The organism is Romboutsia maritimum (assembly GCF_002251085.2).
Classification (GTDB): Bacteria; Bacillota; Clostridia; order Peptostreptococcales; family Peptostreptococcaceae; genus Romboutsia_B; species Romboutsia_B maritimum.
Map to the genome: position 1 here is coordinate 1 of NZ_NOJZ02000039.1, position 11,268 is coordinate 11,268.

Annotated in this window: 10 protein-coding genes and 1 pseudogene; 10 read left to right on the plus strand and 1 reads right to left on the minus strand. The window is 26.6% G+C overall.

The window, feature by feature from the left end; genetic code table 11:
- Window positions 1-72: 72 nt before the first annotated feature.
- From CHF27_RS12725 to CHF27_RS12740, 4 genes and pseudogenes are all read left to right on the plus strand, one after another.
- Window positions 73-2,295: pseudogene (locus tag CHF27_RS12725) on the plus strand (ATP-dependent Clp protease ATP-binding subunit); the annotation flags it as partial.
- Between the two features lie 132 nt (window positions 2,296-2,427).
- Window positions 2,428-3,654 (plus strand): MFS transporter, encoded by a 1,227-nt coding sequence (locus tag CHF27_RS12730; RefSeq protein ID WP_095405131.1) that lies wholly within the window; start codon window positions 2,428-2,430, stop codon window positions 3,652-3,654.
- Between the two features lie 86 nt (window positions 3,655-3,740).
- The gene (locus CHF27_RS12735; protein ID WP_095405130.1) at window positions 3,741-4,493 is read left to right on the plus strand and encodes a sulfite exporter TauE/SafE family protein; all 753 of its coding nucleotides are present in this window, start codon (window positions 3,741-3,743) and stop codon (window positions 4,491-4,493) included.
- Window positions 4,494-4,737: 244 nt separating this feature from the next.
- A complete protein-coding gene (locus tag CHF27_RS12740; protein ID WP_243445013.1) occupies window positions 4,738-5,607 on the plus strand; it encodes a glycoside hydrolase family 73 protein in 870 nt (289 codons plus the stop codon).
- A gap of 61 nt (window positions 5,608-5,668) precedes the next feature.
- Here CHF27_RS12740 and CHF27_RS12745 read toward each other — a convergent pair whose 3' ends face one another.
- Window positions 5,669-6,523 (minus strand): YitT family protein, encoded by an 855-nt coding sequence (locus tag CHF27_RS12745; protein ID WP_330409802.1) that lies wholly within the window; start codon window positions 6,521-6,523, stop codon window positions 5,669-5,671.
- 234 nt (window positions 6,524-6,757) lie between these two features.
- Between CHF27_RS12745 and CHF27_RS12750 the strand changes: the two genes are divergently transcribed.
- From CHF27_RS12750 to CHF27_RS12775, 6 genes are read left to right on the plus strand one after another with little or no spacing between them, the layout of a single operon-like run.
- Window positions 6,758-7,399, plus strand: coding sequence for a histidine phosphatase family protein (locus CHF27_RS12750; protein WP_095405127.1), 642 nt, complete (start codon window positions 6,758-6,760; stop codon window positions 7,397-7,399).
- An 11-nt stretch (window positions 7,400-7,410) separates the two neighbouring features.
- Window positions 7,411-8,622, plus strand: coding sequence for a BaiN/RdsA family NAD(P)/FAD-dependent oxidoreductase (locus tag CHF27_RS12755; protein ID WP_095405126.1), 1,212 nt, complete (start codon window positions 7,411-7,413; stop codon window positions 8,620-8,622).
- Between the two features lie 8 nt (window positions 8,623-8,630).
- Entirely contained in the window at window positions 8,631-8,996 is a 366-nt protein-coding gene (gene aroH, locus CHF27_RS12760) for a chorismate mutase (RefSeq protein ID WP_095405125.1), read from the plus strand.
- Between the two features lie 49 nt (window positions 8,997-9,045).
- A complete protein-coding gene (gene cmk / locus CHF27_RS12765; protein WP_095405124.1) occupies window positions 9,046-9,696 on the plus strand; it encodes a (d)CMP kinase in 651 nt (216 codons plus the stop codon).
- Window positions 9,697-9,714: 18 nt separating this feature from the next.
- Window positions 9,715-10,311, plus strand: coding sequence for a lysophospholipid acyltransferase family protein (locus tag CHF27_RS12770; protein ID WP_095405123.1), 597 nt, complete (start codon window positions 9,715-9,717; stop codon window positions 10,309-10,311).
- Window positions 10,312-10,323: 12 nt separating this feature from the next.
- Window positions 10,324-11,163: a 4-hydroxy-3-methylbut-2-enyl diphosphate reductase gene (locus CHF27_RS12775; protein ID WP_095405122.1), complete on the plus strand. Its 840-nt coding sequence runs from the start codon at window positions 10,324-10,326 to the stop codon at window positions 11,161-11,163.
- Window positions 11,164-11,268 lie beyond the last annotated feature (105 nt).

The following is an 11,268-nucleotide window of genomic DNA, read 5'->3' on the forward strand; positions in this document are numbered from 1 at the left end:
AATCGGATACGTTGAAAAAGGAAGTAAATCTATGAAATTTATAAAGTATTTATAATAAATTATAGAGTTTATACGTCAGTTGGTAAGATTTTAAAACAATATAATATAAATAAAAATGACTTTTTAAATGTATTATCACAAGTAAGAGGTAGTCAAAGAGTTGAAAGTCAAGATCCAGAAGGAACTTATGAAGCATTAGCTAGATATGGTACAAACTTAGTTGATTTAGCTAAAAAACATAAATTAGATCCTGTTATAGGAAGAGATGAAGAGATAAGAAGGATTATAAGAATATTATCAAGAAGAACTAAAAATAATCCAGTACTAATAGGTGAACCAGGTGTTGGTAAAACTGCAATAGTAGAAGGTCTAGCAGAAAGAATAGTTAGAGGAGATGTTCCTGAAGGATTAAAAGATAAAATAGTATTTTCACTAGATATGGGCTCTTTAATAGCTGGAGCTAAATATAGAGGTGAATTTGAAGAAAGATTAAAAGCTGTATTAAAAGAAGTTCAAAGTTCAGATGGAAAAATAATATTATTTATAGATGAAATTCATACTATAGTTGGAGCTGGTAAAACAGATGGAGCAATGGATGCAGGAAACTTAATTAAACCTATGCTTGCAAGAGGGGAATTAAATTGTATAGGTGCTACAACTTTTGATGAATATAGACAATATATAGAAAAAGATAAAGCACTAGAAAGACGTTTCCAACCAGTAATTGCACAAGAACCAACTGTTGAAGATACGATATCTATACTTAGAGGATTAAAAGAAAGATTTGAAATTCATCATGGTATAAGAATACATGATAGTGCAATAGTAGCAGCGGCTAAACTTTCAGATAGATATATACAAGATAGATTTTTACCAGATAAAGCAATTGACTTAATAGATGAAGCAGGAGCAATGATACGTAGTGAAATTGATTCATTACCTACGGAGCTAGATATAGTTAGAAGAAAATTATTTACATTAGAAACAGAAAGAGAAGCACTACTAAAAGAAAATGATGAAAAAAGTAAAGCTAGACTTGAAAATACTCAAAAGGAAATATCAGAGCTAAAATCTAAAAATGATGAAATGACAGCTAAGTATGAAAAGGAAAAAGGACAAATTTTAGAAATTAAAAATTTAAAATCTCAACTTGATGAAGCTAAAGGTAATGTTGAAAAATATGAAAGAGAATATGATTTTAATAAAGCAGCAGAAGTTAAATATGGAATAATTCCTAAATTAGAAGATAAAATTAAAGCATGTGAAGAAAAAATGAAAGAAAGCTATGAAAATGCTTTATTAAAAGAAGAAGTAACAGAAGAAGAAATATCACAAATAGTTTCAAAATGGACTGGTATACCAGTTACTAAGCTTGTTGAAGGTGAAAGAGAAAAATTATTAAAATTAGAAGATGAGCTTCACAAAAGAGTAATAGGACAAGATGAAGCAGTAACCGCTGTATCAAATGCTGTAATTCGTGCTAGAGCAGGGCTTAAAGATGAAAAAAAACCAATAGGCTCATTTATTTTCCTAGGACCTACAGGAGTTGGTAAAACAGAATTAGCTAAAACTCTTGCTCGTAATTTATTTGATAGTGAAGAAAACATAATAAGAATAGATATGTCAGAATATATGGAAAAACATGCAGTGTCTAGACTGATAGGTCCTCCTCCAGGATATGTAGGATATGAAGAAGGAGGACAACTTACAGAAGCTGTTAGACGTAACCCATATTCTGTAATATTATTTGATGAGATAGAAAAAGCTCATGAAGATGTATTTAACTTATTTTTACAAATATTAGATGATGGTAGACTTACAGATAATAAAGGAAAAACAATAGACTTTAAAAATACTCTTATAATAATGACTTCGAATATTGGTAGCAATTATTTATTAGAAGCAGGGGAAAACATATCTGAAGAAGCTGAAAACTTGGTTATGAATGAAATGAAGCATAAGTTTAAACCTGAATTTTTAAATAGAGTAGATGACATCATAATGTTTAAACCTCTTGATAAAGAAGGAATAAAAAAAATAATTGATATATTCATGAGAGATTTAAGAAATAGACTAAAAGAAAAAAATATATCAATAGAAGTAACTGAAAAGGCAAAAAATATAATGGTTAAAGAGGGATATGATCCAATATATGGAGCAAGACCACTTAAAAGATATATAGGAAATACTTTAGAAACTATTATAGCTAGAAAAATTATAGCAGGAGATGTATATAGTGGATGCAATCTTATTATAGATGCTAAAGAAAATAATATTGAAGTTTTAGTAAAGTAAAATTATAAATTAAAATACAGGTTACTTAAAATTTATTTTAGGTAACCTGTATTTTTGATTTGTTAAAAGGTTATAATTAAATCAAAATAGAATAGTAATTAAATAATAAATTATTTAAAGGAGTAATATTTTATGAACTTTAAAAACTTAATAAATAATTACAAGGGTTTACCAAGAGAAATATATATATTGTTCGTAGGGAAAATTGTTAATAGTATAGGTGCTTTTGTATATCCGCTAATGTCTTTAATATTAACACAAAAGATAGGAATGTCTGCTACACAAGCAGGCGAGTTAGTAACTACTTTGGCCATTTTTCAAGTACCGTGTATTGTTTTTGGAGGTAAATTAGCAGATACTATAGGACGTAGAAAGGTTATTATATTATTTCAACTGTTAGGGGCAGTAACACTTATTTTATGTGGATTTATAAATCCATCAATATTAACTGCAAAAATGATGATTGCAGCATCTTGTTTTTATTCATTGTCTACAGCTTCATATGATGCACTTAGTGCTGATTTAACAAATAAATCAAATCGAAAAACATCATATTCTCTTTTATATATGGGTACAAATATCGGTTTTGCAGTGGGTCCTATAATAGCAGGATTTTTATACAAAAACTATTTACCTTTAATATTTATAGGTGATGCAATTACTACATTAATTTCATTATTATTATTTATATTATTTGTAAAAGAGCCAGACAAAGATCAAATAAAAAAAGAAACACAACAAAATTATTTAGAAAAAGAAACAGAAGGATCTGTAATTAAATTGTTAATTGAAAGACCTATATTAATAATATTTCCATTTATTTTATTTTTATTTCAATTCACATATTGTCAGTGGGGATTTGCAGTTCCACTTCAAATGGGTAAATTATATGGAGCAGATGGAGCTAAAATATATGGTTTTTTAGGTGCATTTAACGGATTAATAGTTATATTGTCAACACCATTATTGACTGTGTATACAAAAAAGTATAATGCATTAAAAATAATGGCTACAGGAGGCGTTTTATATAGCATATGTTTTTTAATTATAAGTATGTTTAATAATATATCATTTATATTTTTAGCTATATTATCGCTAACAATAGGCGAAGTTTTAATAGCAATAAATAGTTCAACTTTTATTGCCAACAATACTCCTTCATCTCATAGAGGAAGAGTTAGTTCATTTATGCCACTAATTTCAGGAACTGGATATGCAATAGGACCTTTGATAATGGGAAATATAATTGATAATAGAGGTATTTATACAGGATGGATGGTTATTATATCTGTTTCGTTCTTAGGGTCAGTTTTAATGTATGTATTAAGTTTAATAAGAAAATCAAAAGTAACTAATTAGTAAAATATTGTTATTTTATAGAAATTAGCATTGTTCAGAGATATAATATATATAATGAAAAATAGTTTATATGACATGGAGGAGATATGCTTATTTTTATATTTTTATGTTTAGGTGGGTTTTTAGCTGCATTTGTTGATTCAATAGCTGGTGGAGGAGGTCTTATAAGTATGCCTGTACTTATGATAGCAGGACTTCCAGCACACTTAGCCCTTGGAACTAATAAATTTGGCGGTGCAGCAGGGTGTTTAAGTAGTGCATATAGATATATAAAATCAGGTAAAACTAATAATGAAATTTTAAAAAAGCTTGTACCGTTTACTATAATAGGTTCAATCATAGGAGTTAAATGTGTACTTTCTATAAGTGAGCAAGTTTTAAACATATTAGTCTTTGTAATGATTTTAGCAGTTGCTATTTATACTTATACTTCAAAGTCTCTTGGATGCGAAAATACATTTGAAAAAATCACAAATAAAAATTTAAAACTTGGAATAATTATGGCATTTTTATTGGGATTTTACGATGGATTTTTTGGTCCAGGAACAGGTACATTTTTAACGTTTGCATTGATTAAAATTTATGGATTTGATTTCTTACATGCTTCAGCCAATACAAAAATTTTAAATCTAGCTAGTAATTTTACAGCATTAATTTTGTTCATTTTAAATGGACAAATAGATTACAAAATAGCAGTTTTTTATGCTGTAGCTATGATTTTAGGAGGCTATTTTGGGGCTAAAGTTGCTATAAAAAAAGGATCTACATTAATAAAACCAATATTTTTAATAATGGCATTTGGAGTAGCTATTAAATTAGTGTATCAGAGTATTATTTAAAAAACTTGAGATACAAATATATTTTAAATTTAAGCACTTAGGTTTTTATTAAGTGCTTTTTATATTGAATCTAATAGAGTTGACGAAAATACAAAAGATATTTTAAGAATTATAAAAATAAAATAGCAAAAAAATTTTGATATTACAAATTTGTAACAGCTGTATTGCTCATCCTATGATATAATAAAAAAATCAAAATATTATATAGTATAGGAGATGAATGTAAATTAAAAAGCGATATATAATGATCCCAATAATACTACTACTATTAACATCTTTATTAGCATTTTGGATTAAATTAAATTCATTAAAAGAAATAAATAAACAAGAAATAAATGTACAAGAGTATATAGAAAATGTAGATGAAGTAAGTAACTTTAAAGTTCAAGTGAATTGGAAATATGTAGCTAGTATAATAGCTGTTTTAAATGATAATAAATTTGATAATGTAAGTAAAGAAGAAATAAAAAGAATCTCTAATTTATTTATAGAATCTGATAATCAAAAATATACATCGCATTCTTTAGATGATGTATTAAATAAATTAGATTTGTCAGATAATAAACAAAAAAGAGTGAAAAATTATGTTGAAGACTTAAATGGATATGGATTAATGCCAACTAGATTAAATTCTGATGGAAAATATATGAAGTTTATAAATAAAATTAAAGAATCAGCTATTGAAAATTATAACAAATATCATATTTTACCTTCTATAACTATTGCTCAAGCAATATTAGAATCAAATTGGGGAGAATCAGAATTAAGCACAAAATATAATAATTTATTTGGAATAAAGGCAAATTCTTCTTGGAAAGGCAAATCTATTTTGATAGAAACAGGAGAGTTTTATAATCAAGTAATTATGGGGAAATTTAGAGTGTATAATAATAATACAGAGTCAATAAGTGATCATGCAAAGTTTTTAAGTGAAAATACGAGATATAAACAAGTTTTTAATGAGTCTACTTATTTAAATCAAGCTGAAGAATTGCAAAATGCAGGATATAGTACAGCAATGGATGAACAAGGTAATCACACTTATAAAAAACTACTTGTTCAAATTATAAGACAATATAATCTTCAAATAATAGATAGCAATGTTAGTGAATAAAATGAAAAATAGATCATCTTAAATATAAGATGATCTATTTTTATGTTAAATAAATATAAAATTATTCTATTGATTTAAATCCATTTCCTAGAGCTTCATTTATACTAGTTATTATAATAAAGCAATTTGGATCGATTTCTTTGACTAACTTTTTTAAAGTAACAACTTGGCGTCTAGACACAATAACTAAAAGTACATTTTTTTTATTTCCTGTATAAACACCTTCGCCTTTTAATATTGTAGCACCTCTATCTAATTCTTCTAATATTGAACTACTAATTTCTTTATATTTATCAGATATTATTGTAAATGACTTAGAATTATTGAAACCTTCAATAATTATATCGCTTATTTTGACTATTATATATAATGATATAGCAGAATATAATCCAATCTCGATTTCCTTAGTAACAATTCCAGATAAAATAACTACTATACAGTCAGCGCTACCCATTAATATAGGTACACTTAATGAAGGGAAAAACCTGTTAAGTATAAGTCCTAATAAATCTGTGCCACCTGTAGTTCCATTTATTCTAAAAATAAATCCTAGGCCAACACCCATTAATATAGATCCTGATATACTAGCCAGTAAAACATCATCTGTAACATGAATCTCAGATAAACCTATGGTGTATTTAAGCGTTAAAGTAAGAAATATTATACCTAGAATAGTTTTAACACAATCCTTTTTACTTAATATCTTATACGCAAGTATAAAAAGAGGTATATTTAATGTTAAATTTATTACCCAAAGAGGTATGCCAGTCATAGAGTTTACTATTATGGCAAAACCCGTTATACCACCAGGTGCTACTGAATGTGGATTAAAAAACATATTAAGTGATAGAGACATCAAAAAACATCCTATAAACAAAGTTAATACATCCAAAAATGTTATATTTTCTTTTTTCAAATTAATCCCTCCCCTAAGAATATTATAGTACATTAAATAGCATGTTTAATGATAATATTCATAATTTAAAAACTGATAATATAATTCAAAAATTTTAAAATATTCATAATGAAGTAGTTCAATACTATGTATTTACATTTTAATCCTAAAAATTATTATTATTACAAAATTTATGATATAATAATATGTTGAATAATGCTAAAAATAAATACATACCATTATTAGGAGGACATTATGGCGAATACATTTTATATAGTAAGACATGGACAAACTAATTGGAATATTTTGGGTAAAACTCAAGGTCATGGAAATTCAGATCTTACAGATCAAGGTATTAATCAAGCAAAAGAGCTAGCTAATGATATAGTAAAATATCCTATTGATTTCATATATAGTAGTGATTTAGGAAGAGCTGTGCAAACAGCTGAAATATTAGGATCTAAGCTTGATATAAATGTAAAAAAGACAGAAGCATTAAGAGAAATGGGCTTTGGAGTATGGGAAGGTCGATTAATAAAAGAAATAAAAGAAAAATATGCTGATATCTATACTACTTGGAGAAATCAACCTCATTTAGTCAATATACCACAAGGAGAAACTCTTCATGTAATAAAGGAAAGAGTAGATAATTTTATAAATGAGTTAAACAACCAATATGAAAATAAACATATAATGCTTGTGACTCATTCTGTTACTGTAAGAGTAATGCTCTTATCATTTTTAGGCTCAAGTATGGAAAACATATATAGAATAAAGCAAGATAATACAGCTTTAAATATAGTTGAATTTAGAGACTATGGACCAGTTGTTATAAAAATGAATGATACAAGTCATATAACAAACCATGTAAAGATTAACAATTCAGCACTAGAATAAGGAGAAATTTTATGTCCAAAGTAATAGTAGTTGGAGGAGGTCCATCTGGAATGATGGCAGCTCTTCAAGCTTCAAAAAAACATGATGTTACATTAGTTGAAAGAAATGAAGAACTAGGTAAAAAGCTTAAAGTTACTGGCGGTGGAAGATGTAACATAACAAATAATAGAGATATAGAAGAATTTTTTGATAAAGTAGTTACTAATAAAAAATTTTTATATAGTAGTTTTTATACTTTTACAAATAGAGATTTATTAGATTATTTTACAAAAAATAATTTAGAATATAAAGTAGAGGACTTTAATGACAATAAAGTATATACAAAGAGTGATAAATCAGTAGAAGTAATTGATACATTAAGAAACGATTTAATAAAAAATAATGTTAATATACTTTATAATAAAAAAGTAATTGATATTATTGTAGAGGAAGATACTATTAAAGGTGTTTTAATTGAAAATGGTGAAAAAATTTTTGCAGATAAGGTTATAATTTCAACGGGAGGAAAGAGTTATTCTCATACAGGTTCGGATGGACTAATGTATGATATTCTTAAAAATTATAATCATACTATTAATAAAATTTACCCTGCACTTACACCACTTACAACAAAAGAAAATTGGATTACAGATTTACAAGGAATTGCAATGCAAGGAGTTGAAATTTCATGTAAAGTAAAAAAGAGAAAAATTTCTAAAATTGGAGATATGTTATTTACTCATTTTGGAATTACAGGACCATGTGTTCTTATAATATCTTCTTATATAAATAAATTTATTGAAAATGAAGAAATAGAACTTAATATAGATTTCTTACCAAGTATGAGTGTGGATGAAATATCAAACATACTTAGAAAACAGCTTAATAAAAATGTTCTAAATAATTTAAAAGGTATACTTCCTCAAAATTTTTTAAAATCAATATTTGAAATTTTATCTTTAAGTGATAAAAAAGCTAATGAATTATCTAAATCAGATGAAAACAAAATAATAGAGTATTTGAAAAATATGAAGCTTACTTGTAATGGTAGTAAAGGAATAAAGACATCAATGGTAACAAGTGGAGGTGTATCTGTAAAAGAAGTAAACTCATCCACAATGGAATCAAAAATAATAAAAAATCTATTCCTTACAGGTGAAGTTATAGATATAGATGCAGAAACAGGTGGATATAATCTACAGATAGCATTTTCAACTGGGTATCTGGCAGGAATAAGTGTGTAGGTGATTAAATGAAAGTATTAGCAATTAGAGGAGCAACGACAGTAAATTCAAATACAAAAAAAGAAATTTTAGAAGAAAGTGCATTACTTATACAAAAAATAATCGAAGAAAATTTTCTAGATACAGATGATATGATAAGTATCTGTTTTACAATGACAAGAGATTTAGATAAAATATATCCCGCTGTAGCAGTAAGAGAAATATTAGATATAACAGATGTTCCTTTATTAAATTTTGAAGAAAAATATATTGAAGGAAGTCTTCAAAAATGTATAAGAGTATTAGTTCATATAAATAGCAACAAAACAAAATCAGATATAAAACATATATACTTAAATAATGCTAAAAGTTTAAGAACTGATTTAACAAACTAAAAATACAAATTGTAAAAAGTGAGTATTAATAATTTAGGAGTGATATATTATGAGTAATTTAGTTATAGCAGTCGATGGACCAGCAGGAGCAGGAAAAAGTACAATAGCAAAAATAATAGCAAATAATCTAGGAATAAATTACATAGATACAGGTGCAATGTATAGAGCGATAACTTATAAGTGTTTAAAAAATTCTATTGATATAAATAATGAAGAAGAAGTTATAAAAATAGCTAAAGTAACAGATATAGATTTTAGAGATAATAATATTTATTTAGATTCAGAAATAGTTAATGAAGAAATAAGAACAATGGAAGTTAGTAATAATGTTTCTAATGTGGCGAAAATTAAAGAAGTAAGATATTTAATGGTAGATGTTCAAAGAGAAATAGGAAAAAGAAATTCAGTTATATTAGATGGTAGAGATATAGGATCTTATGTTTTTCCAAATGCAGATTATAAATTTTACTTAGTAGCAACACCTAAAGAAAGAGGTTCTAGACGTTATAAAGAACTAGTTGAAAAAGGTTATGATATTACTCTTGAAGAAATAATAAATGATATAATAAAAAGAGATGAGATTGATTCAAATAGAGATTTTGCACCACTAGTTAAAGCTAATGATGCTATTGAAATAGACACAACAGGAAAATCTATACAAAATGTAGTAGATGAAGTTGTTTCTAAAATAAATATGTAGTTTTGAAGGGAGATAGTTGTGAACTCATACAAATTCGTTATAAATATATTCAAAAACTTTTGTAAGACATTTTTTAAATTTAGAGTAATTGGGGCAGAAAATATTCCTAATGAAGGAAATATAGTAATAGCATCTAATCATAAATCTAATTTGGATCCTATATTTATAGCTGCTGCAATAGAAAATAGAGAAGTAGCTGCTATTGCGAAAAAAGAACTTTTTAATATAAAGCCTTTAGCATTTATATTAAAAAAATTAAATGTCATACCTATAAATAGAGAAAAACCAGATATCTCTACTATAAAAAACATTTTAAAAGCTATAAAAGATGGGTATGTATTAGGCATATTTCCTGAAGGTACAAGAATTAAAGAACCTGGATTTGGAGAAGCAAAAGCGGGACTTTCTTTATTTGCAATTAAAGGAAAGGCACAGGTTATTCCCATATCTATAATATCTAATTATAAATTATTTAATAGAGTAACTATATACATAGATAAGCCAATTTCTTTAGAAGAATATTATAAAGTTAAACTAAGTACACAAGATCATGAAAAAATAGCACAGAATGTCTTGGAAATTATAAAAGAAAATTATTATATACACTCTAAGTAGGGAGAGATGAATATGGAAGTTAAAATAGCTAAAGATGCAGGTTTTTGCTTTGGGGTAAAAAGAGCTATGAAAATGGCTTGGAATGAACTAGAAAAAAGTGAAAATGGTATATTTGCACTTGGTCCACTTATTCACAATAAACAAGCTGTGTCAAAGTATGAAGAAAGAGGACTTAAAACAGTCGAACAAGTAGAAGTTATTCCGTCTAATAAAAGTATGATAATAAGGTCTCATGGTGTTGGAGAATCTGTGTATAGTGAGGCGAAAGAAAAAAGTATAAATGTAATAGATACTACTTGTCCTTTTGTAAAAAAGATACACAATATTGTAAAAGAATACAATGATAAAAACTATAAAATAATAGTTATAGGTGATATGAAGCATCCTGAAGTTATAGGGATAAACGGATGGTGCAATAATAATGCAATTATAATTAAAACACTAGAGCAAATGAATGAAATTATATTTGATAATTCAAAGAAATATTGTGTAGTTGCTCAGACTACTATAAATCTAACTTTATATAATAATATAGTAGATAAACTATCTAAAGAAATTGAAAATATAGAGTTTTACAATACAATTTGTTCAGCTACTAAAGTAAGACAACAATCTGCTAAAGAATTAGCTCTTGATGTAGATTGTATGATTGTTATAGGTGGAAGACATAGTTCTAACACCCAAAAATTAGTTGATATATGTAAAGAGGTTGTGCCAACTATTGCAATTGAAACTAAGCTTGAATTAAATGAAGAAGAGCTAAGGAAGTATAAAGTTGTCGGAGTAACAGCAGGTGCATCTACTCCGGATTGGATAATTTCAGAAGTAATAGAATTTCTAGAATTAATTTAACTAAAAAGCTTGTATCTATAAAAATGTTAATAAAAGTGTGTATCTTATAATAAAATGGATCCTATATAGTGGACACGAGAAAAAACGTGTCTATCTATATAGGGT

Bases quoted from the DNA above. Each gene is read 5' to 3' on its own strand.
- CHF27_RS12730 (WP_095405131.1), top strand. From the start codon at position 2,428: ATGAACTTTAAAAACTTAATAAATAATTACAAGGGTTTACCAAGAGAA.
- CHF27_RS12735 (WP_095405130.1), top strand. From the start codon at position 3,741: ATGCTTATTTTTATATTTTTATGTTTAGGTGGGTTTTTAGCTGCATTT.
- CHF27_RS12740 (WP_243445013.1), top strand. From the start codon at position 4,738: ATGATCCCAATAATACTACTACTATTAACATCTTTATTAGCATTTTGG.
- CHF27_RS12750 (WP_095405127.1), top strand. From the start codon at position 6,758: ATGGCGAATACATTTTATATAGTAAGACATGGACAAACTAATTGGAAT.
- CHF27_RS12755 (WP_095405126.1), top strand. From the start codon at position 7,411: ATGTCCAAAGTAATAGTAGTTGGAGGAGGTCCATCTGGAATGATGGCA.
- aroH (WP_095405125.1), top strand. From the start codon at position 8,631: ATGAAAGTATTAGCAATTAGAGGAGCAACGACAGTAAATTCAAATACA.
- cmk (WP_095405124.1), top strand. From the start codon at position 9,046: ATGAGTAATTTAGTTATAGCAGTCGATGGACCAGCAGGAGCAGGAAAA.
- CHF27_RS12775 (WP_095405122.1), top strand. From the start codon at position 10,324: ATGGAAGTTAAAATAGCTAAAGATGCAGGTTTTTGCTTTGGGGTAAAA.